At 65.0% G+C, this 25307-nt stretch carries 23 protein-coding genes; 5 read left to right on the top strand and 18 right to left on the bottom strand.

Annotation, left to right across the window (positions count from 1 at the left end; genetic code table 11):
* Positions 1-77: 77 nt before the first annotated feature.
* The 16 genes from AB7I40_RS22190 to AB7I40_RS22115 all read right to left on the bottom strand — a co-directional run bounded on the left by AB7I40_RS22190 (position 78) and on the right by AB7I40_RS22115 (position 13831).
* Positions 78-500 carry a TadE/TadG family type IV pilus assembly protein gene (locus tag AB7I40_RS22190; RefSeq protein WP_428347155.1) on the bottom strand — a complete coding sequence of 141 codons (423 nt, stop codon included), beginning with the start codon at positions 498-500 and terminating at the stop codon, positions 78-80.
* A gap of 10 nt (positions 501-510) precedes the next feature.
* Positions 511-699 carry a hypothetical protein gene (locus AB7I40_RS22185; RefSeq protein WP_428347154.1) on the bottom strand — a complete coding sequence of 63 codons (189 nt, stop codon included), beginning with the start codon at positions 697-699 and terminating at the stop codon, positions 511-513.
* A 61-nt stretch (positions 700-760) separates the two neighbouring features.
* A complete protein-coding gene (locus tag AB7I40_RS22180; RefSeq protein ID WP_428347153.1) occupies positions 761-1669 on the bottom strand; it encodes a type II secretion system F family protein in 909 nt (302 codons plus the stop codon).
* The gene (locus AB7I40_RS22175; RefSeq protein ID WP_428347152.1) at positions 1666-2538 is read right to left on the bottom strand and encodes a type II secretion system F family protein; all 873 of its coding nucleotides are present in this window, start codon (positions 2536-2538) and stop codon (positions 1666-1668) included. The genes AB7I40_RS22180 and AB7I40_RS22175 overlap by 4 nt, the downstream gene beginning before the upstream one ends.
* On the bottom strand, positions 2535-4034 hold the full coding sequence (locus tag AB7I40_RS22170) for a CpaF family protein (RefSeq protein WP_428347151.1): 1500 nt from the start codon (positions 4032-4034) through the stop codon (positions 2535-2537). Before AB7I40_RS22170 ends, AB7I40_RS22175 begins: the two co-directional genes overlap by 4 nt.
* Positions 4031-4798, bottom strand: a complete 768-nt coding sequence (locus AB7I40_RS22165) for a hypothetical protein (RefSeq protein ID WP_428347150.1) — start codon at positions 4796-4798, stop codon at positions 4031-4033. The genes AB7I40_RS22170 and AB7I40_RS22165 overlap by 4 nt, the downstream gene beginning before the upstream one ends.
* Positions 4798-5472, bottom strand: a complete 675-nt coding sequence (locus AB7I40_RS22160; protein WP_428347149.1) for an SAF domain-containing protein — start codon at positions 5470-5472, stop codon at positions 4798-4800. The genes AB7I40_RS22165 and AB7I40_RS22160 overlap by 1 nt, the downstream gene beginning before the upstream one ends.
* 23 nt (positions 5473-5495) lie before the next feature.
* A complete protein-coding gene (locus AB7I40_RS22155; RefSeq protein WP_428347148.1) occupies positions 5496-6455 on the bottom strand; it encodes a hypothetical protein in 960 nt (319 codons plus the stop codon).
* The gene (locus AB7I40_RS22150) at positions 6440-6850 is read right to left on the bottom strand and encodes a hypothetical protein (RefSeq protein WP_428348133.1); all 411 of its coding nucleotides are present in this window, start codon (positions 6848-6850) and stop codon (positions 6440-6442) included. Before AB7I40_RS22150 ends, AB7I40_RS22155 begins: the two co-directional genes overlap by 16 nt.
* 319 nt (positions 6851-7169) lie before the next feature.
* Positions 7170-7373: a hypothetical protein gene (locus tag AB7I40_RS22145; protein ID WP_428347146.1), complete on the bottom strand. Its 204-nt coding sequence runs from the start codon at positions 7371-7373 to the stop codon at positions 7170-7172.
* A gap of 4 nt (positions 7374-7377) precedes the next feature.
* Positions 7378-8376 carry a DUF4192 domain-containing protein gene (locus AB7I40_RS22140; RefSeq protein ID WP_428347145.1) on the bottom strand — a complete coding sequence of 333 codons (999 nt, stop codon included), beginning with the start codon at positions 8374-8376 and terminating at the stop codon, positions 7378-7380.
* Between the two features lie 66 nt (positions 8377-8442).
* Positions 8443-9576 carry a hypothetical protein gene (locus AB7I40_RS22135; protein WP_428347144.1) on the bottom strand — a complete coding sequence of 378 codons (1134 nt, stop codon included), beginning with the start codon at positions 9574-9576 and terminating at the stop codon, positions 8443-8445.
* The gene (locus AB7I40_RS22130; RefSeq protein WP_428347143.1) at positions 9573-12284 is read right to left on the bottom strand and encodes an ATP-binding protein; all 2712 of its coding nucleotides are present in this window, start codon (positions 12282-12284) and stop codon (positions 9573-9575) included. The genes AB7I40_RS22135 and AB7I40_RS22130 overlap by 4 nt, the downstream gene beginning before the upstream one ends.
* Positions 12281-12538 (bottom strand): hypothetical protein, encoded by a 258-nt coding sequence (locus AB7I40_RS22125; RefSeq protein WP_428347142.1) that lies wholly within the window; start codon positions 12536-12538, stop codon positions 12281-12283. The genes AB7I40_RS22130 and AB7I40_RS22125 overlap by 4 nt, the downstream gene beginning before the upstream one ends.
* Positions 12531-13256 carry a toxin glutamine deamidase domain-containing protein gene (locus AB7I40_RS22120; protein WP_428347141.1) on the bottom strand — a complete coding sequence of 242 codons (726 nt, stop codon included), beginning with the start codon at positions 13254-13256 and terminating at the stop codon, positions 12531-12533. Before AB7I40_RS22120 ends, AB7I40_RS22125 begins: the two co-directional genes overlap by 8 nt.
* Entirely contained in the window at positions 13256-13831 is a 576-nt protein-coding gene (locus AB7I40_RS22115; protein WP_428347140.1) for a hypothetical protein, read from the bottom strand. The genes AB7I40_RS22120 and AB7I40_RS22115 overlap by 1 nt, the downstream gene beginning before the upstream one ends.
* A 513-nt stretch (positions 13832-14344) precedes the next feature.
* Here AB7I40_RS22115 and AB7I40_RS22110 point away from each other — a divergent pair.
* The 5 genes from AB7I40_RS22110 to AB7I40_RS22090 all read left to right on the top strand — a co-directional run bounded on the left by AB7I40_RS22110 (position 14345) and on the right by AB7I40_RS22090 (position 23737).
* Entirely contained in the window at positions 14345-14674 is a 330-nt protein-coding gene (locus AB7I40_RS22110) for a hypothetical protein (RefSeq protein WP_428347139.1), read from the top strand.
* 86 nt (positions 14675-14760) lie between these two features.
* Complete coding sequence (locus AB7I40_RS22105; protein ID WP_428347138.1) at positions 14761-17235, top strand: vWA domain-containing protein; 2475 nt, start codon at positions 14761-14763, stop codon at positions 17233-17235.
* Positions 17236-17278: 43 nt separating this feature from the next.
* Entirely contained in the window at positions 17279-20632 is a 3354-nt protein-coding gene (locus AB7I40_RS22100; protein WP_428347137.1) for a tubulin-like doman-containing protein, read from the top strand.
* Positions 20632-23205, top strand: coding sequence for a hypothetical protein (locus tag AB7I40_RS22095; protein ID WP_428347136.1), 2574 nt, complete (start codon positions 20632-20634; stop codon positions 23203-23205). Before AB7I40_RS22100 ends, AB7I40_RS22095 begins: the two co-directional genes overlap by 1 nt.
* A gap of 88 nt (positions 23206-23293) precedes the next feature.
* Positions 23294-23737, top strand: coding sequence for a hypothetical protein (locus AB7I40_RS22090; RefSeq protein WP_428347135.1), 444 nt, complete (start codon positions 23294-23296; stop codon positions 23735-23737).
* Here AB7I40_RS22090 and AB7I40_RS22085 read toward each other — a convergent pair whose 3' ends face one another.
* Together AB7I40_RS22085 and AB7I40_RS22080 are read right to left on the bottom strand one after the other, a co-directional pair.
* A complete protein-coding gene (locus AB7I40_RS22085; protein WP_428347134.1) occupies positions 23738-24472 on the bottom strand; it encodes an inositol monophosphatase family protein in 735 nt (244 codons plus the stop codon).
* A complete protein-coding gene (locus AB7I40_RS22080; protein WP_428347133.1) occupies positions 24472-25155 on the bottom strand; it encodes a hypothetical protein in 684 nt (227 codons plus the stop codon). The genes AB7I40_RS22085 and AB7I40_RS22080 overlap by 1 nt, the downstream gene beginning before the upstream one ends.
* Between the last annotated feature and the right edge of the window lie 152 nt (positions 25156-25307).

The raw sequence follows: 25307 nt of genomic DNA, 5'->3' as shown, positions 1-25307 counted from the left end.
ATCTCGTCGAGAGAAGGAATTGGTCCCGGGTTCGCGAACCCAGGCCATCTACTCTGGACTTCCCGCCCAGGTCGCCGTCAGTTCCCACCGTCGGACCCTTCAGAAATCGTGAACTCACGGGAGGGTGCGGTCAGCCTCTCGACGGGCACGGATGCCGCTTGACGGACCACGGGCGACCAGCCTGGGATCACGCTCAATGAGTGGCCTTGGACGACCACGGTCGCTGTGGTGCTGGTTCGGTTTGCCGTGGTGGTCGCGCCGGTGAGGACGTTATCTCCGCCGGCCTCAGCGATGAACGCCTCGGCGGCTTGTACGCCGTCGGACTCCTTGCCGTTCTCGCTGCCAGCGGCTTTCGCGCCTTCTTGTGCGGCGGCGATCGCCACCGTGCGGGCGTGGTAGAACAGCGCGGCCTGCATCCCGAGGAACATCACCGCGAACAGGGCAGGCAGCAGGATGACGAGTTGGATGGAGACCGAGCCGCGCTCGTCCCTTGCTCGCACGCCCGGCCTGCTACTTGATGTTTCCGGCTTGGCTTTCGACATAAGCCTTCACCGCGGCGACCACGATCCCGACGATGGCGATGACGGCGACCGCCCAGAGGACGTGCTCGGTGGTCACCGAGCCGCGTTCGCTTCGGGCGCGCAGGCGCGCGTGGAGTCCGAGATGGACAGTGAGTAGGAGTGCGAGCAGTCGTTTCATGTTGGTGTTTCCTTTCCTGGATGGGTTCCCTTTCCCGGTTGTTGAGTGAGGGTCTTGGTGGTCAGGTGTTGCTGAACATCCGCAGCAGCGATGGGGCGACGAGCAGGGCCATGAAGATGACGCCGAGCAGGGAGCCGGGGATGGTCATGCGTTCGCCGACGGCGTTGGCTTCGGCGACCTCGTCGTTGAGCATCGCGGTGCGCATGGCAGCGGAGCGGGCACGCAGGTTGGCATAGACCGAGGCCCCTTCCTCTCCAGACAGCCGCATGATGTCGGCGAAGTCGTCGAGCTCGGGAAGTCCGAGTTCCTCAGCCAAGGTGTGTAGGGCGTCCCACGGCGGCAGACCCGACCAGCGTGAACGGGTCAACTCCTCCGACAGGCGGGTGAACACCCAGGAGTCGCCGACCTCGGCGGCGGACTCCATTGCCTGCCGCACACCGGAGCCGTTGTGACGTTCCAGGGCAACGAGGTCGATGTAGGCGCCGAGTGCCCGGGTGAACTCGAGCCGGGCTTTGCGCGCGTCATCGACTGCGTTGTAGTTGGGCAGGAAGAACATCACGACGGCCAGCCCGAGCGAGGCGACGGCGGGGATCGCCACACCGAACCCGAGCCCGATGAGGCCGAAGAACCATGCCAAGAGCGGCGGGATCAGCAACCCGAGGAACGCGAAGGTCAGCTTGTCGCCGTAGAACCGGGCCAACGGGACACGCAGTAACGCCAGCTCGCGGGTCGGGGTCCGAACCCACATCGTCGGCGGTAGGGCCTTCATTGCCCACACCCCGAGCCGCTCCTTGCCGCCACTCGCCGGGGCCGGGCCGAGGGTGTTGGCGCGGCCACGACGGGTCGGGGTGAGCCGTCCCAGGGCCTCGGCGAGGTCAGGCTCGGCTGGCATCAGTCGCACGACCAGCAGCACCACGCCCAGAGCCACGAGTGCTCCAGCGACGAGGGCGAGTTGGAGCCCGGTCGTCATGCCACGCTCCGAGTCGGTGGATGGGCAGGTGCTCGGTCGAGGAAGCGGGGGAGGTTGCGGCCCATTGCCATGTGTTTCATCCAGATCAGGGTGGCGACGTAGGCCGACAGCAGGGCGACGAGGATGACCTGCCCGAGCGGGCTCTTGTACGGCGCGACGTAGGTCCCCGACACCGCGAGGATCCCCAGCACGCCTGCACTGATGAGGGTCACCCACCGGGCCGTGGCCCTTGGCTTGGCTCGGTCGGCCTCGACCTGACGCCGCGCCCGAACGTCGGCTGCCACTGATTCGGCCAGACCTTGGAGCACCGACGCCAAGCCCGCGCCGCGACGACGGGCTCCGAGGATGAGGTTCGCCGCGACCAGATCGCCGGTGGAGTCGTCCAGTTCGTCGGCGAACGCCCGCAGCGCGTCTTCGGTGCCCCACCGCGCCCGCAAGCGCGCCACCAACCGGGTGACCTCGGGCGCGATCGCTGCCGGGGTGGACCGCAGCGTCGCCACGAGGGCCTGCTCAAGCCCAACTCCCACGGTCAGCACCCCAGACAGCGAGCGAGTCCATTCCTCCATCGCCTCCAGCCGCGCGATCCGCGATGAGGCCGACCCGGACGACAGCAGCATCGGCAGGCCGACCGCTGCCACAGGAACTGCCACGATGGCGAGCACCCAGCCGGTGACCAGCCACGCCAACGCACCTCCCGCGAGACCGCCGAGCACGAGCATCCGCGTTCTCCGGTTCAGGTCACCGAGCCGTCGCATCCGTCTGGTTGCAGGTCGTTTCTCACGGACGGGCGCGGGGCGTAGCCCAAGGAAGAGGCCGATGATCCCGGCGACGACCAGCGCGCCCGCCAGCGCCGGGACGAGCGCGATCATGGCCGGGTCTCCTGCCCCATGAGGTAACCCGAGAGGTCGAACCCGAACCGTTCCAGCGACCGGTACTCATCTGGCAGCACGGTCGGGCGTGCGGTGCCGTCGGTGTCGGGGGCGAAGATGTGGGTCGTCGCATAGCCCGTCTCCCGCTCACCAGGAGCGAGCGCGATGACCTCCGCGACCCGCCGTCGACGTTGTGAGACCCCCTTGACGGTCGTGGTGCGCAGATCGAGCTGGACGATCAGGTCGATGGTCGCGGCCAGTTTGCTGGTGGCCAGGTCGTGGGTGACGTGCGGCCCGGCCTCCATCGCGCAGGTCACCAGCTTGCGGACAGCGGCGACCGCATCGGAGGCGTGCGTGGTCGAGATGGAGCCCGTCCCGCTCTCCATCGCTTTGATCATCGCCCAGATCTCCTTGCCGCGGACCTCGCCGACGATCTGGCGCGACAGGTTGAACCGGAAGGAGTCGACCAGGGCGTCGTCGAGTGTGAACTCACCGGCCATGCGCCCGTCGAGGCCGCGTTCGCCAGAGCCGGGGCGGGCCTCCCACGGATGGACGATCCGATGCCGCTTCAGCTCATGCAGGTGCAGCTCGTACTCGGTCTCGAAGGTGCCGATCGCCTCCATCGGGTCGATCTCCGCACACAACGCCCGCACCAGCGTGGTCTTGCCTGCGCCCTGGCTGCCCGCCACCACGATGCTCTTGCGTGCCTTGACCGCAGCCCGCAGGAAGGATGCCGCAACTCCGGTGAGCATCTGCCGCTCCACGAGGTCATCGAGGGTGATCTCCATCAGTCGGTGACGCCGGATCACCACCGAGGGTCGCGGCGTCACCCATGCGGCCGCCGCGAGACGCGACCCACCATCCAGTCGCAGGTGTAGCCGGGGCTGGGCTTCGGAGAAGCCTCGGGCGTTCACCTCCGAGCGGGAGGCGAGGAAGACCAGGAAGTCGATCAACTCTTCGTCTGAGTCCGCCACGGGTGGGCCGTCGACCAGTGACCCGTCGATGAGCTCCAGGAGCACGTTGTCGTGGCCGGCGATGATGATGTTCTCCACGTCGTCGTTGTCGACCAATGGTTGAAGGCGCCCCAGCCGGAACAGCGAGTCGAACACCGCACGGGCGAGCCCGTCCTGCTGGGCTGTCGGCCACGCGGTGTTCCCGGCGTTCACCCGATCCGCCACGGCGGCCTCGATGAGGTCGAGCACGATCGAGCGGCCGAGTTCCTCCTGCGCGGCCTTATCGAGCCGAGCCCGGTCTGCGGCAACTGCCTGACTCAACTGCTCGGACGCTTGGGCTCGTAGCGCCGCCACGAGCGACCAGTCCACGCCGGTCGCGGGGATGGCATCGTTTGTCGGGTCGAGGGGTTGGACCAGTCGCGCCACGGTCGGGCTCCGGTGCGCGCCGGGCTCAGTGCCGGTGGGAAGCGGCTGGGCGAACAACGGCAGCGCGGTCAGATGCGTCCGGTCGGTTGATGTCTCATCGACGCTCTCGCTCGTCATGGGCGGACTCCTTCGACCAGCTCGCTACGCCGACGGGAGACGGTCGCGTGAATCGAGGCGATGCCCGCCTGAAGAGCACGAACCAGAGGACCGGTCTCGAACCGCTTCGGAGGTTGGGTGCCGCGCGAGAACACCGCAGCCGCAGCCGGTTCATCGGGGAGTGTGGCGACCACCGGGAGCCCCAGCACACCGCCGACCTCGCCCGCCTTGTACGGCTGGCCCTCACCGATGACCACGACACCTGACTGCTGCCAGTCGAACGTGCCCCGCTGGATCGAGTCGGCCCATGACCGCACCGCCGACAGCGCCGGCAGGGTCGTCCGGGTCACCAGGAGCGTCAGATCGGCGTTCGTCAGCAGCGGCTCCGGGGACCCGACGAGTCCGAGCCGCCCGGCATCCACGACCACGTCCTGGCCCGTGCTCTCCAAGTCCGCCAGTTCCTCAGCCAATGGCTGCCATAGGTCCCGCAACGCGGGCGCCTGCGTGTGGGACCGAGTGCCCGCGACGAAGGAGACAGTTGTTCCGTCGATCCGCTGGGATACCTCGGCCAACCCGTCGTGGATGCTGCTCGCGGTCAGGGCCAGCTCGATCAACCCCGCCTGGTACTCGCGGGTGCCTCGGAAGTAGCCCGCCAGCACACCTGACCCGCCCGTGGGATCGGCCTCGACCAACAGCACAGGACGGGGCCACAACAACGCGAGACCGAGCGCCGTCGTGGTGACGCCGGGCGACCCCGAGGCCGAAGCGAGTGCGATGACAGCCATCAGCGCTCCCGCGAGTCCAGGACCAAGGAGACGTTTCCGGTGGCCGCGCGGGCGGCTAGCACGGCGGCGTCGGCGTGCGGGACGAGCAGGTCCACGATCGTCTGCCCGGTCTCCTCGGAGACGTGGACGCCGGCCACGGTCGCGTCGCTGAACGTCGGCGAACCCGCAGGCAACTCCGCGCCCTGCGGCGGAGTCACGACGACCCGCACCCGATCGCCGGTGACCAGTTCAAGTCCAGGTGCCTGTGCAGGGGTCAGGGCGACGCCGACGATGGAGTTGTTGCCGTTGGGCTCGACCGCTGTCGTGATCGAGTCAGGGGTGAGCATCGCGCCTGCGGCAACGTCGTACGCCGCTCGCTGCCCAACCACCTGATCGAACTGGCCCGCCGCCACGGGCTTGAGTGCCGGGTCCGCGCTCAGCCGAACTCGAGCCAGGTCGTCGGTACCGATGACCGCGCCCCGTTCGATGGTGTGCCGGGCAACGAGGACTTCCTGCGTATTCGTCGTCGACGTCCAAGCCCACGCAGCAAGCAGGGCGCCCAACAGGACGGCAGCAACGGCTACAACAACGAGCGCAGGACGTCGGCGAAGTTTCGGCGGCGGCACAAGCTGGCTGGCGGCGGGACTCGACTCGGGGTCGAATGTCCTGTCGTCTCGGGTGGCTGTCTTGCTCATACCTTGCTGCCTTCCTCTGCCGGTTACTGCACGAGCACCTGCGCTTCTCCAATGGCGATCTGGGCCTCCCGGACGAGTCCGTTCAGCCGGATGGTTCCCGTCTGCCCCGCGCCTTCCCATTCGATGATCCAGTCCGACGTGGCGGTGACCGTGAACTTGTGGTCGGGCTTCGACGAGCTGGAGGCCATGTAGACATGGCCGCAGTCGGGAGACTTCTTGCTGCCGTACACCGCCTTGTACGGAGTGCCGGCACTCGTGCAGGTGACCTTCTTGCCGTCACCCATGTCCCAGGTGACCTTGTGGACCCGAGCAGTTGCCGTGACAGTGATTCCGCCCGCGCTCGCCGAGGCCGTGATCGGACCCCAGGTGTGCTCACCGGGGTCAGCCGCCCACATCCAGACAGGCATCCCAACCAGACCTACGCTGCCGTCCTCAGCCTTCGGGGCGATCCCGATGTTGATCGCGGTGAGCTTCATGTCCTCGATGGCCAACTGTGCGACCTCTCGCGGCGTTGGCCCCGCGCCCGAGTTGGGTGGCGGATCCGCTGACCAGACCAGAATGAGTAGATCCGTCTGAGGCTGGTAGCAGGAGTAGACGGCCCCGTAGTCGAGGTAGGCGCCCTCCCAGAACGGGTCACCCGGTCCAGGCTGAGGGTCGGCGAGCTGGATGTAGCAGTGATAGCCGTTCGACCAATAGCCGTACTCGGAGCTGCACGGGACGGGGCCAGGCGGTGGCTTGCTGACGCCCTGTGCAGTTCCATCCCAGTAGCAGGCCGCTCCCGAGCCTGTGTCCTTCGGGCCGTCGTCGCCGGGATCACCGGGCGTGCCGGGGTTCCCGGGCGCCTCGACCCAGATCAGGCAGATCCCGGTGTCAGGGTCGGTCTGTCCGCAAACGGTGTCGGCGTAGGCCGCCGAACTCACAAGAGTCACCAGCCCGCTGACGAGGGCTCCGACCGTGACCGCGAGGGTCAGGAGCCGGCGCACGGCTCTTTCTCCAGGTCCGAGCCGCCTGACACCCGCCAACCGTCGGTAGGTGCCGTCTTCCAGTTGGTGTTGGTGACGGTGAACCGCGTCCAGCCGACGTCCTTGCGTTCCGGGGTCACCACCGACTTGCCGCTGCGGTCGATGACGTCCACGCCGCTGACGTCCCAGCAGACGTCAACGATCGCGGTGGCGGGGTTATCAAGGCTCACGGACTGGACCGTTAGCTTCACGACCTTGGTCATGCCGGTCTGGTGCAGGCCGTCGGCGCGCTGGCTCATGAGCAGATTCTTCTGCGCGAGAAGCTGCGTGCTCGACGCAACGGCGTCGAGGTCGGAAGCCGGGCGCTTCGGATCCTGACGAACCTCGCCGACCGTCGTGAAGTACTGCCGAACCATGGCGGACGCCGCCTCCGAGGCGATCTCGCTATTCGATGGCGGCGTGGGTGTGCTCGGGGCCGGCGAACCCGATGTGCTCTGTGAGGCACTCGGGCTCGCCGCAGGATCATTGCCGTCGTTGGAGCAGGCACCGAGAGCGACGACAACCAGTGCTGCCGTCGCTACACCTGTAACTCCTCGTGCGCGTGTCATGACCGAGATCCTGTTGCCCCCGCCAGACCTGCTGGCGCAGGGTGCAAATGACGCCTTACCGACGGACCGGCGAGGTCGCCGTACTCGTATCGTACGTCACATTTGGGACTCTGACCTCGGCTGCTTCTCACGGCTCGTCGCCCGGCTCAAGTGTCGCTCCGGAGTCGGCGTGTAGTTCTGCGGGCAGCCAGCCCACGGCGAGATTGGTGTTGGTCTGGCCAAAGTCGACAGGTAGTGCTTCGGTCGCGGCGAAGACGCTCCTCCGGATCAGGCGGGCAAATGTCTGCGCCACGCGACTCTGCGGCGGGCGGCGCTGGTACGAAATCTCCATTGCTTCACATCCCCAACGCCGGGTGGACGACAGGCTGTTCGCTGGCCGTCGGTGTACGCAGTGGGCCTGCGACTCCACGACCGGCAGGGAGGGTTCTTGATGCCTCCCACTCCCGGGGATGCATTCCGCTCTGCACGGCGGCAGCCACGAGGTTGGCGAGGGCATAGGGCTTGTCCTTGGGGACCTGGTCGAGGGCGCACCACGCGAGCGCGCCGTGGCCGCTGAGCCAGCTCGCGAACCCGAGCAGTGAGGCTGGGGCGGCTCGGACCTTGTCTGGTGCGCGCTTGGTCATGTCGGTCCACAACGCGACGTGCGAGCCGACATTGCCGCGGTTCATGCCGAGCCACAGGCGGTCGCGGGTCGGCGTGGACTCGATGGCGACGAGGAGACGGGCCGCGTCGGCATCGGAGAGCCGGACGCCGTCGCGCTGGAACCGTTGCATCCGGGCACGTGCCCAACGTCCTTCCAACTTCGCGGTGTTCTCTCGTGACGCCTCCCGCGTCTCAGGAAGAAGTGCAGCCACGGGCTCGCGGTCACCGACCAAGGACTCGGCAAGGGAATCGCGGCTCGTCGCCGGTTGCGCACGCCCGGCCAGGACTGTCGCCGTGGCGACCCGTTCGCGGGCGGCTTCGGTCTGGAGTCCTATGTCGCCGGTGTCGAGGTCAGCCCATCGGGTCTCGTCGGCCCAGAGCATGACGCGGGTGTCGATGCCGACGGAGTCGAAGCGGGCGGCGAAGTCGTGACCGACGATGGTTGCCGCCTCCCGGTCGGCAGTCAGGCACACGATCGCGACGCTGGAGCCGGGTCGTGCGTAGCGGCCGTAGGCATCGCTGATAGAGCGCCAGACGACATCGCGGTCACGCGCGGTGGTGGGCAGATCGACGCGAGCTACCGGGAGCTCGGAGCCCATCGGTAGGACGACGATCGACTCTTGGGGCTTGAAGCCGAGCAGGTGCGGGATGACCGCGACCAGCTCGTCGGGGGAACTGATTGAGAGTGTCATGCTCTCTAGGTGCGCATCGGGCCCCTACGGTACGGATCGTGGAGCTACCTGGTTGCGAGGCCACGCTCAGGAGAAGGTCTGGATAATCCTCGTCGCCGCCCTGTGCCCTGATTTTCCCCGAGCGTTCGCTACCCAATTTGCCAATAGTGGGATGGGCGCCGTCGCCGCTCCCACTGCGGTCGCCACGCTGCCGCTACCTGTCCAGAAGTCTGCCCCGGCTAGGCTCATTGTCCATGCCGCGCCTGCCGCCGCAGCCAACGTCGGTGATCGCCTCACCTCGCGCATGAGTTGGTCATGCAGAGGTTTGAGAACGTCGCGTGCGATGTCTGGTCCGACACGACGAGCCCGCTCGGGATCATTCGGCAATTGTTCGGCGACCTCGTTGAGGGCGGATCGCATTCTCGTGAAGACCTCCGAACTTCGCCGCAGCGCGACGACATCCGCCACTTCGAGCCCGACCAGGCTCGGCACTAGAACATCGAAGTAGGAGGTGATTCCCGCGCCGGCCGTCGTCAGCGAACTGGGCAGCATGGAAACGTACCGACCAGTTGCCGCCACCTCAACATCGAAGGCGCTTGCTGCCAGCAGGTTTGCCATGATGTGGTCAGCGACCTCGCCAACCTGACCCTGGGGGAGTAGGTGCCACAGGTTGTTCACCCAGTCCGTGAGTTCTTGGCCCCAAAGTGATGCCCGGTGGTCTTCGTCGTGGCCTTCCGGGTCGCCTATGAGCTCGAGGTAGGACTGCGGCTTTCCAACTCCCACCCATGAGGGATAGAGGACCACGGCGGATTCCTCGATGAGAGGCCGCAGTCGGGCTAGTGGCGCGATGTCGTAACTCAGATTGTTCAGCAGGCGTTCGACATTGCCCTTGCCCTTCGGCGGACCCGGCGGAAAGCTGACTGGGTCGTCAATCAAGAGTTGGTGGGCGTAGATCGCACATGCCGGTACGTTGCTTCTCGTCGAGAAGTCGATGAGAAGCGTCGCGCGAGACTCTAGTGTCCGGGCTGTTCTCCATGCGACCGCACCGGCATGCCCGGGGTCGTGCGGCGGCACGACTGAGCAAAGCCGTGAAATCAGCTCGGAGCCGCGATGAAAGTCGAGACTCCTGATTCGTTCGCCCGTGATGTCGTCACCGACCACCCCTTCGAAGAACTCTTCGAGTATCTGGATCGACCCCCAGCCACCGGAAACTCCACTCATGGCTCTGCGCTCACCATCCCGGATCTCCGGGCAATCCCCTCCGCAACGCCACTGGGAAGGCGGGCGTCCTCGACGGCCTCGCGAACGGCGGCCCTCAACACCTCGCGAGCCACAACTGCATCAATCAGTCGTGAGAGGTCGAGGAGTTGCTCCTTGGCCCAGTTGATTACGTCGAGGAGGTCGTCCTCCCAGTGGTTGCTGCGCAGTTGGGTGAGCGGGTACTGGTCGGCAGGGAAAGCCGATCGAGCAACTGCGCGGTATCCGCCAAGCGCGGTGCCGCTGGCCTGGGTGGCGTCGTTGCTCCAAGCATTGAACAGTGTCGTCAGCCGATCATCGAGTGATCCGCCTCTGGCCTCATTCAACTGTGCTTGGGTGACGACGACCTTGCGGATGCCGCTCCATGCAAGGCACTGGGTGCGGGCACCCACCTCTGAAGCGAGAGCATTGAGCGCGTCCAAGGAACGTGATCGCAAATGGGTGGAGAGCCCCCCCGAGGAGTGGAGACCGACCACGGGTAGGGCCATCACCTGTGCGGCTCGGTCCTGCGCGTTCCATGCCTTGAAGTGTTCGGCAGGTAGTTCGCACCCGCACGGCCATGGAGTCGGCCCGGCGTTGAGGTCGTGTAGCCCTGCGTCGAAGGTCTGGACCGCAGGGTCGACCGACACAGTCTGAGGCGTGGGCTGTGTGCGAGTGGAGATGACTGCTTCGCCGCGAGCGAGGGAGCCGAGCGAGCCTTGCTCGGCTTCATCCATGCCGAGGGCACCAGCCATCAGTTCTTGGTCGTCAGGATGGGTGATGCGGTGACAGATCTTAAGGTTGGTGTTCCGGATGACCTCAGAGCTGACCTTGGCCGGGCTCTGGTCGACCACGATGACCTGCTGACCGTAGGAACGAACCTCGGCAAGCATCGCCGCTAGTAACTCGGCTGATACCCGCTGAGCGGTTCCGCCTTCACCTGCGGCATCAGACGGACCAAGTTCCGGTAGGACGCGGTGAGCCTCCTCCAGAACCAGTAGGTGGCGTACCGCGTTGCCTCCGCGGTGGTGCTTCGCGTTCGCCCATGTCGCAAGAGCGAGCACCAGCACGATGAAGCTGCGCTCCTCGTCATCTGGAATGTCGGCGAGTGTGACGACCGTAGGTTGGCTGAACAGGTTGGTGACGAGATCGGACTCCGGCCAACAGAAGCGGTGTGCGCGTGACGGGGCAAGCAACAGGTTGAGCCGTGTGCGAAGTGAGGCTTCGATGTTCAGCCGGGCTTCGGCGGCATAGCCCAGGTCCTCAACAGTGTCCTTGAGAAGGCCACGGACATCGAACAGAGAGCTTCCGCTTCCCTGGTCTGGAAGCTCGGTCAGGCGATCGAATAGTTGAGTGACGACGTACGGTGTCGGCGACGGCATCACGAAGGACCCCTTGAATGCCTGCGCGACGCGCGCGATGTGTTCCACCTGGTCCTCGCCGGGCCACGCTGAGAGGAGGTTGAGGCTCAGGGCTCTTCCGCTGAGTTGACCTATCCCGCCGCGGACGAGGCCGGCCATGTCGGCGTAGTCGTCCTTGACTGGGTCGACAATGAGGAATGGAACGCTGTGCTGGTTCCAAGCGTCGGTGATGAGCCGATGAAGCGTTGTGCTCTTGCCTGATCCGGTGGTTCCAGTGACGAAGGCGTGCCCTTCGAGGTCAGCGATACCGATCCGAGCGTCCAAGTCCGTGCCGGAGTATGTGCCGAGCGTGATCGGCGCAGACGACGTGTCGGGTCGCCGGTGTGGGGGTGGAGAATCCTGAACCAGCAGCCCCGGCGTGGACACGGGGGGTGATTGCAACAGCCCGGCGACGTCGCGCGTCGACAGCAGCGAGATCGGTGGTGGGGCGGTCTGTTCGAAGTCGAGGTCGTGCGCCCAGAACTGGCGGCCTTGCCTGTCGTGGACTCCGCCGTGAAGAGCGCCCAATACCCGGTTGAGGGTTTCGTCGTTGGGTGCCGTGGCCCACGTCGAGACGGCCCATCCGCCTTGCGACCCACACTCGGTGAGGTGACCTTGGATCAGGCTCATCCAGTTGACGATCCGCTGCCATTCGCTTGAGACCTGCGTGACTGACTCGACGGCAGAGAGTTGGAGCGAGGCGGTGACTTGGCTCGACGCCTGCTCGGCGATCTCGCCAGCGTGTTCGCGAGTGTCCATCAGTTCGTACTGGCGAAGCCCCCGGAGATGCAGGTCGACACTCCAGGGTCCCCGAATGGCAGCGAGCCGCTCCAGCAGTGAACCCGGGACCCGTTGGTTGTAGTCCAGTTGCAGTTGGTCCGCCTGGAGACGGAAGATCACTCCCGCGCCCTTGGGGCCGACGAGCGCGGGAGGCCGGTCCTCGACTTGGACTCGGTAGAAAGGCGTGAGCATCCGTCGTGATTGCTCGATGGTTGGTTCGTCGGCAGCGGTGAGGTGTACCGACGTCTCTCCGGAGGCTGACTGTCCGATCCGAACCCGCAACTCACGAGGGACGCCCGCGAACGCAGCCAGTCCCCGCTCCAGGGCTCCTGCCTTCTGGGGATCGTGTTTGGGCAGAGCGGTCAGGCGAAGCCACGGACGCCCGAAGTCGTCTGCCGGGGGATGGCAGGATCGGTCGGCGTACGGCCCCCACGCCAGCTCTTTCAGGATCTCCCTGGGATTGCCACTGCGTCCGGCGTAGACGCCAACGATCCGATCAAGCGCACTACTCACGAGGATTCGTCCTCGGCGGACTTGCGCAGGAATGCGAGGGAGTCCCATCCGATCGGGACACGTTTGGCCACGCCCGCGTCGGTGACGATCCACGGCGCTTCACCCATCGGCAGCTCGACGTCGACAACTGCCCAACTGAAGATCCAGCCGACGTCGTAGCGGTGAGCTCCGTATCGGCCGGCGTCTTGGGCGGGGCTGCCAAGGTGAGCAAGAATGCGCCGGGCTTCCGCTTCGGAGAGTTCGTGACTATTCAACGGGGCGTCCCTTCGCATCCCAGACGAGCACCTGGTGCTTGCTGATCGGTGAGATTCCCGGTCGTATGGACTCATCATTGAAAGGCAAGACCTCGTGGGTCTGTGCGTCGGCGACCTTGATCTGCCCGTGGTCGTTGACCACGTTGTATGCGTGGCCCTGCGGATGCCCGGACTCATCTATCCACCGGGTGTGGACGATCGCGCTGCTGCCGGGACCTTCCCGTTGCAGTTCCTCCTTGAGGTCGCTCGGTTCGAGGATGCCTCGCATGTCGCGCCCAGCCCACTCCTCGGTCATCGCACTCGGTTCGCCACCGACGTACAATCCCGGCAGGTCAGGGTCGTGCTGGGAGTTCACTTCGTAGGCGCGACCAGCGGCCTCTTCGATGTTGCCGCGCCAGCTCCGCTCGAAGCACCGCGCCGAGTCTGCGCAGTTGCTCCGGTACGACTCGTCTGTGGCGTAGTCGGGGTTCACGCGCTCAACGAGATACTCCGGCGCGGTATGCGGTTCGACCTTCTCGCTGACCCGGTTCATTGGCTCTAGGAACTGCTCAGCGTGCTGCCGCCGGAACTCACTCTCGGGCTGGTCGACGTAGGACTTCTCCGCATTGGAGTCGACCTGCTCAATCTGCTCTCGTGCGATCCGCTCTTGTTCGATCTGTCGTTCAGCTTCTTCGGCAGCGCGTTCGGCGGCGGTTCCGTCCAGACCTGCGGTGACCATCAGAACGCGCTCACTAGCAGCCAGATCATCAGGATCAGGAAGACGATCATCAACACAGCACGGAAGTTCCCACCCTTGGCCCGCGGGTCAACGTACGCGGTGGTGGTGGCGCCGGTCCTCGCGTTGACCATTGACGACACGGTGAGCACGCCGTGACGACTTAGCCGGCCTTCCACGTCCACTTCGTCACCTTGTCGAAGCGAGCCACCCCGCAACTCGCCGCGAAGCATGCACTCAACGCTGTCGCCACTGTGTGTCTGGAGGAGGAAGGTGTTGATCGGAATGGAGAGTTGGTCAGGTCCCTGGGGTCCGCGGAACATCATGGACGGGATCATCAGGAAGCGGAGCGGCGCGAACAGAAGACTCATCAGGATGCCCATGGCCCGGAACGGTGCGGTCAGGCATCCGCTCGCGGCCATCTGAGCAGCGTTGTGTCCGGAGAGGCTAACGGTCTCCGTGCGCGGCTGGTCGACCTGCACCACCAGACCGGACATCCTCAGCGGAGCGAACTTGGCGAAGAACCCGCCTCCGCCACCGACTTCCTCGACGGCGCCTGAATCGCGGGCGGCGGGCACTGGTGACACCACGGCCCGCTCGATCGCGGGAGGTTCTGCGTCATAGCGTGAGGACGAGTCCCGTGCCTCCCACGCCGGGGTGTCGCTACCCAGCCAGTCATAGGACGTCGGAGTCTCGACCTCGGCGAGATGAGACGGCGTGGAGGAGGAGCCGTCGATGCTCCAGCCGCACTGTGTGCACGACGAACCCAGCACCAAGATGTGACAGTTGGGGCATTCGTTCATGCAGGAATCACCTTGCCCCTTGTTGATCTGGACGAGTCGGTCGGCTGCCCGACGTGTGTGTCTGGTTTCATATTGTCTGTGCGGGCGTACGTCGCTCGTCGCTCGCAGTCTAGTGGCCGGGCACTTCCTGTGTGGGGGTAGATGTGCCCTCACGAGGGATCGGCGCGCGATGGGATCGTTGGGTCTGCCACCACTGCCCAAGGGTTCTACGAGAGGAGCGCCGACGTGTCCTGGCTTGATGATGCGCCATCGGCTGACGTCTCGACGTCCCCGCGACGACCGCCGACGGTGCAGTCGGTCGCCCGCCGTTGGCCGCTGTACGGCGTTCTCGGCGTCAGCGGCGTTGGACTCGTCGCGGCGATCTTCCGAGCCCCGCTGGTGTCCACTGTCGCATACGCAGTTCTGTTGCTCATTGGGTGCGGGCTTCTGTTCTACCGCCGCTTCGATGCCATCGCGACAACGCGAAGCGCAGGAGGTTCGGGTGTTCTCAGCGTCCAGCCGGTAGAGAAGGGAGCCATCGCGGCGTTGTCGCTGGCCTGCCTCGTCAATGGCGTCGTCATCGCCATGGAGGTGGCGCGATGGCCCGTTTGGACCCAACTGCGGGAGCAGTTCCTGTGAGTCGGCGCCCCATCGCGGCCGCGCTGGCCGCCCTCACCTGCATGCTTGCCGCCTTGGCCGGCGTAGGAGGTCCTGCACACGGCGCGATGCCGCAGACAGTCGTGAAGGCTGCCTCCCCAGCCGGGGACGGGTCGGAGGATGTCGCGACGTGTCTTCAATCGGCCCGCAGCCTCAGCGCGCTGTTCTTGTTCGACCGATCAGGAAGCCTGAGTTCATCGGACCCGAACGGCATCCGCTACGACGGGCTGAAGGTCGCTCTCCAGAGCCTGTCGCGTGTCACTCGACCAGACGGCGCTGACGTTGCAATCGAGGTCGCAGTGTCGGCCTTCGACAACAACTACTACAAGGCTCGCAACGTCGTTGAGTGGACCCGTATCAACGATGGAAATGACGACGACGTCTCAGAGACGATCGATGAAGTCATCAAGAAGGCCAAGGAGCGAACCAGCCCAGATGGCGGCACCAGCTTCACCTCGGCAATGGAGGGCGCCTTCGACGACCTGAAGGACCGTGGCTCGCAAGGTACGTGTCGTGTCGTGTTCTGGTTCACCGATGGAGCCGACGAGTCCGGTGCAGTAGCCGGCGACTCGTGCCGCGCCGACAGCGGCGTGGTCGACCAGATGCGGCAAGCCGGGATCGTGATCGTCGGACTACAACTGTGGCCGTCCAACATCATCGACCCCCGCCCCGACGACTTGGAGGCGATGTCGACCGGCAAGTCCCCAACGCTCGAATGTGGGCGAAACCCCATCCCGACAGATTGGGCTAGGGGCGTCTTCATTCGCGCAGACGATTCGGCCGCTCTCCGCAGACTGTTCGGCACCCTTGGCAACATCGTCAACGGTTGCGCGCCACAAGGCGACCGAGGCGGCAAGATCGACCCCGGCGTGCGGGCTATGAACGTCACGATTCACACGCCCAAGCAGGTCAAGGCGGTTCGCCTGGACGCTCCGGACGGCACCATCATCACGGCCGCACCTCGCGGGTCAACGACCCAAGGCGGATACACGACCCTCGCCCAGTCGGATGACTCCTATGTCTCACTCACCGTCGACTTCCCGCCGGGCGAAGGAGCCGGTGAATGGACCGTGTCAGCGGGCCAGGCAGTCGCCAGCGACGACATCGAGTTCTGCGTCTTCTCCGGACTTCACCTCACTCGCGCCGACCCCAAAGCGGCACCGAAGGCCGGCAAAGCAGGCGAGTTCGCCTACCAAGCAGTCGACAAGGACGGCAACGTCGCTGACCTCTCCGTCTACAAGAACGTAGCCGTCGGCGCCTCCGTAGTCGCCTCCAACGGAGACATTCGCAAAGCCACCGCAGAGCGAGTCGGTGACCAGATCGTCGTCCGTTTCAAGTCGGAAGCCACCGACGCCCGGTTGCAGGTCCAGCTCACGGCACAGTTGACCACGATTTCCGGTGTAGAACTCACCCCCCTCGCGATCGACGAAGGGGTCGGGCTCACGCTCAGCAAGGCGTTCCCGACCATCTCGCCCATCGATCAACTCGATCTCGGTGCTGCGATCAACACCCAACCAGCCAGCGCAACCCTCACCCTGGTCGGCTCACCCATGGGCGCATCACGAGTCTGCTTCGAGAAGCCAACACAAATCGTCGTGCCCGAAGAGGCCAGCGGCGCGACCCTGGACGTGCGGCGCGGTTGCGTCGACCTTGCGCAGGCTGAGACCAAGACGGTCACCGTTAGTATCACCACGGACGACCCGACAGTAGGGAATGGCGAGGCGATCCTGCCGATCCGCCTGGTGCCCGTTGTGGGCAGCGAGATGGATGGACAGGAGGCTCTGGTCAACCTGCCTGTCATATGGCGCTACGAGAACCCACGCGACCCCGTCGTCTTGGTTGCCGTGCTGGTAATCGCATCCTTGCTCTCCGTCGCGCTGCCGCTCATCGCTCTCGGCCTCGCCAACTTCCTCACCGCGCGTTTCCAGGTGTCCGGCCTTCGCGGCGAGGTGATCCCCGTTGTCATCGGCGAGGACGGGCCGAGGCGTATTGAGCCGCTGGAGGGTAATACGACTGCGGTCATCGAGAGCTACAAGACATCTGTGGTGCCGACGACTGGACATAGGAAGTTCCGTTACGGGCCGGTCGAGCTGGTGAGCAAGGCGTATCTGAGCCCGCTCAAGGCGCCGACGTTCGTGGTCCGTCCGATCGCTGCGGGATATCGCGTTCTCTCCTCGGTGCCGCCGCCGACCGCTGACGGCACGGTGGCCAACGCCTCTCCGGGGCTGGGATTCTTGGCAATCGCGGTGATTTCCGAGGCCGATTTGAAGAATCCTTCGGTCGGGGAAGTGCCCGCTCAACTCGTTGTCTTGGTACGAGACACGAGCGTCGCTTCCGCCAATCTCGACCCGATCATGAACTGCAAGATCGACTGGCGCGTGGTCACCGAGCGGTGGCGCGAAGGCGTCGACGTCCGACCCGGCTCAACAGGCGGAGACGACTCAACCTCGGGCACAACAAGTTTCAGCCACCTCGACGGCGGCTCCAACGCCTCCACCCTGGACCTCGGTTCGATGGGGCACTTGGACCTAGGGGACGACTGATGGTCCAAAATAGAACGCAGAAAACTGTGGGAAGGCGGCGCTAATGCCCATTCAGCCATTCATATTCGTAGGCGTCGGAGGCACTGGCGGCAAGACGCTGGGCGTCGTTCGCAAGACGCTGTCCGACACCCTCAGCCGCATCGGCTGGGACGAGGACTGGCCGGAGGGCTGGCAGTTCGTTCACATCGACGTTCCCGCCGACCCCGACGCGGACGCCGGAGACACCCCCTACTCGCTACCGCGCACCAGTTACGTGCCCCTCACGACGGCTCGCAGCACCTACCAAGGCTTCCACGACGCCATCACGCAGGAACTCGCCCAGTCGGGAGCCGACGCCGCTGACCAGTACCACGCATGGGGCTCCTGGCATCCCGAGCCAGCCAGCGCGGTCAAGGTCGAAATCCCGAACGGAGCAGGCCAGTATCGCGCCATCGGACGCGCTTGTGTCCTGAAGTCGCTCAAGCTCGTCGACCAAGCGCTGACGCGTGCGTATGACGCTGCGACCGCGGCAGAGACAGCGCCCCAGTTGAGGCGTGTTCAGGAGCGGATCGGTCGCGAGAAGCCGACTGCGGGTGACGTGCGTCCTGTCATCTTCGTTATCGGCTCCGTCTCGGGCGGCTCGGGCTCGGGCATGCTGCTCGATGTCGTGGACGTCCTGCGCGCTCACGGACACCGCGAGATCAACGCAGTCGTCTTCACCCCCGAAGTCTTCGAGAAGGCCACCGGCGAGACCGAGCCCGGTGTCGCTCCCAACACGTTCATGGCACTCAGCGAGATCTCCAACAGCATGTGGACCCACGCTCAGGCCGACGCCCCCCTCTCCCGCGACCGGATGTTCGGCAGGGCAGGCGTGCGCTACCCGGTCGGACACGGCGGACCGAGCACCGTCTTCCTGGTTGGACGGCGCAACCGCTCGGTCACGTTCGACACCGCCGATGACGTCTACAAAATCGTCGGTCGCTCGCTGGGCGAACTCACCCTCGACGAAAAGCTCACCACCGCCGTCGTCAACTACGACCTTGCCAACGGCAACGCCATCGCCGCCGGTGCCAAGGACTCGCTCCACCTCTCTCCACCGGACGTCAACCGCGACGTCGCGCCCTTCCGAGGCCTCGGTTTCTCGCGGTTGTCGGTGGGGCGTGACTTCTTCGACCGGTATGCCAGTGACCGGCTGCTGCGGCGCGCGGCGTTGCGGCTTCTCGATGGTCATCTGGAGCGTCGTCGGGCCGATGATGCTTCGTCTGATGACGAGTTGAAGCAACTGGTGGTGCAAGAGGCGTGGCCGGCGTTCCTTCGTGACGTCAAGCTCGACGAGGTGCGCGAGAAGAACGCCATCTCGGACCGTCTCGACACCTGGAACCAGCCCGAGCTGTCAGGTGCCCGTGCGGAGTTTGCGAACCTCGTGCGCGAGGACGTCACCGCGGACCCGCGGCGCGGCAAGGTGCAGAACGCCCAAGCGCGCGCCAACGTCGTTGTCCGAGTCAACGCCGCACGCGGCGCGAACACCGGCGTTGCGACCGCGATTCAGAAGGCCACCAATCGGCTTTCTTTGGAGTTGCAGGAGGACGTGCAGCAGACCCTGGAGCGGGTCATCTTGCGTAGCGTCGCCGCCTACGGCCTGCCTGTGACCATCGACCTGATGGATCGACTGATCGACCGCTCCCGCGAGGGAGTCGAGAGCCTTGCAGCCGACCGTACCTACGTCGGACGCAAGATCAACGACATGCTGGGTGCACTGCCCACACCTCCTGCTGGAGCACCTGCCGAGTTCCCGGTCGGTTCTGTGGAGGACGTCGAGGCCATCGTGTCCGAGGCGCAGGACGTGCTGCGCAAGCACGTTCAGGTGATCGCGCTGGAGATCTCGCACGGGTTCCTTGATGACCTCACCACCAACCTGTTGGAGCCGTGGCGGCGTGCGTTGAGTGACGCGGACGGCCTTCTGCGGCTCGAACTGCGCCCCGCTGTCGGTCGCAGCCCGCTGGAGATCTGGCCCGGCGACGAGGGCGTCCCGGACTACCTGCGTCCCAGCAAGGTCGAGTTCCTGCTCGACGAGGTCGACGGGTTCCCCGAGCAGTTCGTCAGCGTGATCGAGCGGTCCGTGAGTGGCGACAAGGGCCTCGCAGCCCTCATCACCGCCACCGAGCAGGTCATCGCTGGCGAAGAACTCGGCGTCCACGCCCGCACCCGACCGGTCGCGCTGGTCGAGCAGCGGTGGGTGCCCAAGATGGAGATCGCGCGCCGCAAGGGGCAGAACCAGGCATCGGCCCGGTTGTCGATCACGCTCGGTTTGGAAGACCTGAAGGCCCGCACCCACGAGTGGCTGGTTGACCAGGAGAAGTACGTCGGCCAGTTCCTTCAGCACTCGCTCGGCGACTACCTGACCGACCCGCTCACCCCGGCGCCGGAACGTAAGAACCGTCAGTCCCGGCTGGTCGGCCACTTCGAGTCGATGGTGAAGGCGTCGCTTCCGCTGGTGGCGCTGGAGCCGGCCATGACGAACCTGATCCATGGTCACGATGTCCCGCCGTACAACCTGCACGTCTCCACTCTGAACGTGCCGAGCCAGCTCGATGACGTCCGTCAGCAGATCAAGGACGCCGCTGTGGCGTTGTTGAAGACCCCGCAGGCGGTGAAGTTCAGCAACACGCCGCGTCAGGACGCCATGATGATGACGCTGCTGTCCGAGCCCTACCATCTGGTCGAGGTTGCGAGCATCATGTCGCCGATCTCGAAGCAGTGGTCCAAGGGTGGTCAAGGACGAGAGCTGTGGCAGTACCGCCGTGCCCGCCCCCTCAGCGAGTGGGTCCCTCTCGGCCCCGACGCACGGCGAGCACTGGTCACTGGCTGGTTCGCCGCTCGCCTGCTCGGCACAGCCAGCGCCGACGGCGAGGGCGGAACCGACCTCACGGTCAAGGTGGAGGGCAAGGCATACAAGGTCTCGAAGTCCGGCGTCCGACTGCCCAGCAGGCGTGACCACGTCGGCATGCTGCTCGAAGCGCTACCCGCGACCTTCTTGGAGTCCTTCAACAAGAAGTCGCTGGCCGAGCTCAAGCCCTACCAGCACCTGATCGAGCTCGGTGCTTCCGTCGATGACGAGATCAACCCGATCTCCACCTGGCTCGCGGGCGGGAAGGGCGCGGGCGCACCCGAACTTGCCGGAGCAATCGCAGACGGCACCTCACGACAGGAGGCCGCCCGGATGCTCGTCGCCAAGTGGCGCGAGTCCTACGACCGAGTGTTCGACCAGCAGGCGGCGCCAGCCGGGGCTCAGGCCCACCCCACGCTCGAAGTCGCTGACGACGTGCGCGAAGCATTCACCCGGCTCCAGGTCGCCATCGACCGTGAGGTCGAAGAGATCGTCTCCGACGTTCGATCCGCAGGTGGGTCGGCCTTCTAGTGACCATCGCAGTTGTCGTCGTCAGCCCCTCAGACGTGCGCGATGACGCGCTCGTCTGGGGGCAGGCCGGGTTGGTCGCCGACAGCTTCTGGGTCTCATCGGACGATGCGGGAAAGATTGACCCGGATCGGCCGAACAGCGTGAGCGCCCAGCGCATCCTGCCGCGCGATGTTCAGGACCCGGCTCCGCTCGCACTGTCCTTGGCAGAACTCGGCTCCCTAGACGAGATTCGGGTCGCTTGGATACGCCCTCCTGAGCCCGAGATCAGTGAGGCAATGAAGGGCCTGGAGCAGCTTCTTCGGGAGATGCTGCCGCCCGACGTCACGCGCTGGCTCGACATCGTTGTGCCTTCGGCCCGCACGGATGCGACGGTTGCGCCGCTCCCGGGCCAGTGGCTCCAACTTCGCATTCTGGCCGAAGACCGCAGCGCACCTGACGTTACTGACGCCGGATGGGATCTCGACCTAGATGTCCCGCTGCACTCGGCGCTGATTGCGGTCGGCATCTTGGCCGGAACCTTTGAACGGCTGCCTTGGGGTGCCGAGAGCGCCGCCGAGCACTACGAGTTCCGAACATTTAGCAGGCTTGTCCTGGGCGCACTGGAAGCCGACGTCGAAGCCGACCGGTTCATCGCTCAAACCATCCCAAGTTCGAGTGCAGGCTCGTTCTACCCGGCTCGCTACCTGGAGTTAGAAAGCGAAGCAGCGCATCGGTTGCTTGCCGAGGCGCTGACGTACATCCTCGAACTGGACTCAGCGACTCTGTCGTACAACGACCCGGAGCCGTCGCGATTCCAGCCACCGCCCAGTTTGACGCGATTCCAGCACTTGATGGCCTACTTCCGTTTTCTGGGGTTCGGCCTCCTCCTGCTGATGGGCCTCAAGGCCGAGCCAGAGGCGGTCGTCCACTCCAAGTACGACTTCGACGATCTGGGCTACAACGTCGACAAGCCCACACCTGCCATTGATTGGGGCGTCAAGATCCCCGACTTCGATGCGCTTGATGCCGAGGCTGCGGAGGAAGCCCGCAAGGACCTCACAGCGTTGGACCGTCAACTACGACGCGAGCCGCCGATGCCGCCGTCGCGGGTCTGGCGCTCACTGATTCGGCTGGTGACGTCGATCAATGACGGTGGTGCCGAGCCGGACGGGTGGGAACCGCCGGAGCACCAGGACCGCAAACCGGTACTTCCCGCCGAGATGGTCCAACCCTCGGCTGCCAGTCCAGTCACGAGTGATATCCCTGAACTGGCCGAAGCCCGTAACGCGGGCATCGCGGCTGCGGCGATCAGTGAAGCGCGTCGCCGCCGAAACACCCCGCTGGTGGCGCTCGATGACGCGACCGGTGTCGTGGCCACTGCTCAGCGTCTCGCCTCGGAGGGCAATGAGCGCGACAACGTTCGGCTGGAAGAACAACTCAGCACACTCTCTGCTCCGGCGGGTGCCGGCACACGCAGCCTGCTCGACAAGATCGGCAGCTGCGTTATCGGTGCCGCCATCAGGGCACGGTTCGACGCGGAGCGATGGACTGAATGGGCGACTGGCCCCTCGGAGGGCGACCCGCTCGACTGGAGTAAGGCAGAGCGACAGTTCCGCAAGCGCACCCTCATTGGCCTTGCGGTCTGCGTGGTGCTCGCCCTCGTCTGGGCGGCAGTTGCCTACTTTGCGCGCGACGTGCTTCCCGCCTGGCTTACGGCGCCCGTCGGCTTCAGCGCGGTGGGCGCTGTGGCGGTGTTCTTCCTCCTGTGGAGCCTGTACGCCTTCTTCCGTGTGTACAGCGCATTCCTAGAACGCGGCAGGAGGCGCCTGGAGGTGAGGCGCAGGTGGCTGGAGCGCGCGCAGGTAGCCATGAGGGAGCACGCTCGCCTTCGAATCGCCCGCGTGTTGATCACTAAGTGGCTGGACATTCTCGCGTCGATCTATCCGCCGAGCGACGCCACGGTTGAGTCGATAGACCGCACCATGCCGGCAACCGCACCGAAGGGCATGGCTACTGCCCTCCCAATCTATTCCGAGCGCGAGATCACGAAGTGGCTCGTCGACGAAGGCGCTGAGATTGGGTGGCGCATGCGATCACTGGAACGACTGGCCTCCGACGCGTTGGAGGCGTCGGCCGCTGATTCCGTGAAGATGCTCGTCGAGGACGACGGCCTCAAGGGTGGGCCACTGGCGGACGTCTGGGATCGGCGCACGGATCTGTGGACGGCGCACGCAAGCGAGCTTCGCGCCGAGGTCTCGGGCGATGTTGCACGGCGCCTCCTAGAGGGCAGCGACCGCGAGGTACAGATACTCACCCCGTCAGCACGCAGTGATACCCCAGTTCCCTTCACAGAGTTCGGAACTGAGCCATGGCCTGGGTCGAACCCCGACGATCTCGCTAGTTGGGACGAGCGTCGAGACTTCAGCGTTCGCGACGGGCTGGGCCGAGTCGGCACCGGAGTTCTCCGCATTGGAGATGACTTTTGCGCGGTGGACGTCAGAATGCAGTTGCGTCGGGCCTGGAATGGCCAGAAGGCTTCCGACGACGGGCATGCGGTGACTTTGCCTATCGAGGACGAGGACGGCGTATTTTGAAATACCTATTCCTGAGCCGTGGAGTATTGCCAGCAGTCCCGAGGCCCGGCGCCTCGCATCTTGGCTCGATCCCTATATTGGAGTTGCTGTGACTTTCTCTCTCGATTGGGGAACCGTTGCTGACTGGGTCGGAGCCGTGGGGACCGGCGGGGCGCTGATTTCGTCCCTCTATTTCATTCGGCGCGATAAGCGGGAGGCCGCCGAAGAGGCTAGGGGAGCTCAGGCAAGGCTTGTGGTTGCTTGGACCAATGAAACCAGGGGCGAGTCATCCACATACAATGTGATCGGCCATGTCCGAAACGCGTCTAGTGAGCCGGTCTTTGATGTCGAAATCCAGATTGCGGACGAAGAGTCATCTCAAAATGCGACCTGGTCCACTCCGGGGTTGCCGATGGTCTTGCCGCCACAGGCGGTTGGAGAGTTCAAGCTTTATGAAGTATCCACCGTCAGGCTTGACCTTAGATTCACGGATGCAAACGGGCGTAAGTGGCGACGAGTCGGCGGCGACTTGAACCAGGTGGACGCGGAGTAACTAGTGGCGGGCCGCCATCGCTGAAATGAACCATTCCACGATTTCCGGCAGGCCCGCAATCAACGTTGGTGAGGATAGGCCAAAGTCCTCGAACCTCACGACGCTGTGGGATGTCGACTCAACTAGAAGTGTTCCGGCTGCGTAGTCCCAGATCGCGGGGCCAGGTGCCGCGTATAGATCAAGCAGTCCGTCAGCGACATGCGCAAGCCCCAGCGCGACGGATCCTGGGACTCGCGTCGTGTGAACGGCTTCTGACAGGGCCTTGAATGCTGTCACCCCCCATGCCTTGTATTCACTCGGGCCATCTAATTCGGTTGCGCAGAAGGAAAGCGAAAGGGGCACGCTGCTTCTGCTCGCAAGGACATTGTTTGGAGTGCAGAGCTTCCTTCGGCTGGCATCCCAGATCGCGCCCGCCCGCTCCCCGTCCTCGCCGTAGTAAGCGAGGGAAATTCCAAAGTACTGGAGGCCCCTGGAGAAGTTGGCTGTGCCGTCGATCGGGTCCAAGATCCATCCGATCCGGTCGTCTCGGCTTCCATGAGACTCCTCTCCTACGAGGTGCGTCCCAGGATCGAGTTCCTTCAGTTCTTGCGCGACGGTCTCCTCGATGGCCTTGTCCCAGTATGTAACCAAGGAACCGTCGTACTTCAACTCAGAGTCGCTGCCGGTTAGAGGAACCTGTTGCGCGGCCTTAGTGACGACGGCTTCGGCCATCGCCTGTCGGTGGGTGTCGATCATCAAGTGAGTGTCCTCCTGGCCAGTCTGATGAGTCCGTCAAGTGGGCTGATCCTCCCCGCGACGAACTCAAACTCTTGCCTCATCCTCTCATTTAGTCGCGAAAGGAATTTTTCCGCGTTGCCCCCAATGACGATGGGCCTTGATTCCAGATCGCGCGCGTTGGAGAGGTGATGGGCGGCCAGTGCGTCCAGGACGTTGCTGGCCTCGGAACGGTCGGTCGGTGCACCTCGCCAGCGTTCCTCGGTGTCCTGCACCGTGGTAGCTGCCAAGTGTGGGACGAGGAAGGGATCGATGGTCTCGCGGTACCCGGCGGCGTGTGGCGGGTCCAGGCCCAAGCCGGGAGACAGGTTCTCTTGAACCTGCACGAGCGAGGCCCAAGCAGTTCCGCACTCGACTACGTTCAACTCACCGCGCGCTGTGAACGCAGAGATTGCAGTTGCTTCGTGATCGCCAAGGATAGGCAAGAGCACCCCGCTGACCAGGGTCGGCACATCGAGGACCTCGGGCAGTGCCGGAAGTCGGTTAGCCTGCTTGAGCATCGACACTACTGACGAATCGAACTGCTTCGTCTCTATATTCCAAGCTCCTGACAGCCAAGCCATGCTTGGTGCGACGGCGGCTAGATCCGTGAGTTGCTGTGCCAGCCAAGCATCGAAGGAGAACCACCCTGCCGCGCCGGTCACAGGGCGAGTTCTCCATCGGTGGAGAGTCGCGAACGGGTTCCCCGCGTCAGTCCCAGGGAAATTCAGCGCGGGCGGGGAAGTGTCCAGGTCCCGCACTAGGATCGGGTTCGCCTCACTATCGAGTGCTGCGCGCCGGTAGGAGGCGATGGCAG

The sequence above is a fragment of the Nocardioides sp. genome (assembly GCF_050246775.1).
In the GTDB taxonomy this organism is placed as follows: Bacteria; Actinomycetota; Actinomycetes; order Propionibacteriales; family Nocardioidaceae; genus Nocardioides.
This window is presented reverse-complemented; position numbering and strand designations above follow the sequence as displayed.

What these genes read in the sequence shown, in the direction of transcription:
- AB7I40_RS22185 (WP_428347154.1), bottom strand. Translation starts at nt 699, where the DNA reads ATGAAACGACTGCTCGCACTCCTACTCACTGTCCATCTCGGACTCCAC.
- AB7I40_RS22180 (WP_428347153.1), bottom strand. Translation starts at nt 1,669, where the DNA reads ATGACGACCGGGCTCCAACTCGCCCTCGTCGCTGGAGCACTCGTGGCT.
- AB7I40_RS22175 (WP_428347152.1), bottom strand. Translation starts at nt 2,538, where the DNA reads ATGATCGCGCTCGTCCCGGCGCTGGCGGGCGCGCTGGTCGTCGCCGGG.
- AB7I40_RS22170 (WP_428347151.1), bottom strand. Translation starts at nt 4,034, where the DNA reads ATGACGAGCGAGAGCGTCGATGAGACATCAACCGACCGGACGCATCTG.
- AB7I40_RS22165 (WP_428347150.1), bottom strand. Translation starts at nt 4,798, where the DNA reads ATGGCTGTCATCGCACTCGCTTCGGCCTCGGGGTCGCCCGGCGTCACC.
- AB7I40_RS22160 (WP_428347149.1), bottom strand. Translation starts at nt 5,472, where the DNA reads ATGAGCAAGACAGCCACCCGAGACGACAGGACATTCGACCCCGAGTCG.
- AB7I40_RS22150 (WP_428348133.1), bottom strand. Translation starts at nt 6,850, where the DNA reads ATGGTTCGGCAGTACTTCACGACGGTCGGCGAGGTTCGTCAGGATCCG.
- AB7I40_RS22145 (WP_428347146.1), bottom strand. Translation starts at nt 7,373, where the DNA reads ATGGAGATTTCGTACCAGCGCCGCCCGCCGCAGAGTCGCGTGGCGCAG.
- AB7I40_RS22140 (WP_428347145.1), bottom strand. Translation starts at nt 8,376, where the DNA reads ATGACACTCTCAATCAGTTCCCCCGACGAGCTGGTCGCGGTCATCCCG.
- AB7I40_RS22135 (WP_428347144.1), bottom strand. Translation starts at nt 9,576, where the DNA reads ATGAGTGGAGTTTCCGGTGGCTGGGGGTCGATCCAGATACTCGAAGAG.
- AB7I40_RS22120 (WP_428347141.1), bottom strand. Translation starts at nt 13,256, where the DNA reads ATGGTCACCGCAGGTCTGGACGGAACCGCCGCCGAACGCGCTGCCGAA.
- AB7I40_RS22105 (WP_428347138.1), top strand. Translation starts at nt 14,761, where the DNA reads ATGCCGCAGACAGTCGTGAAGGCTGCCTCCCCAGCCGGGGACGGGTCG.
- AB7I40_RS22100 (WP_428347137.1), top strand. Translation starts at nt 17,279, where the DNA reads ATGCCCATTCAGCCATTCATATTCGTAGGCGTCGGAGGCACTGGCGGC.
- AB7I40_RS22085 (WP_428347134.1), bottom strand. Translation starts at nt 24,472, where the DNA reads ATGATCGACACCCACCGACAGGCGATGGCCGAAGCCGTCGTCACTAAG.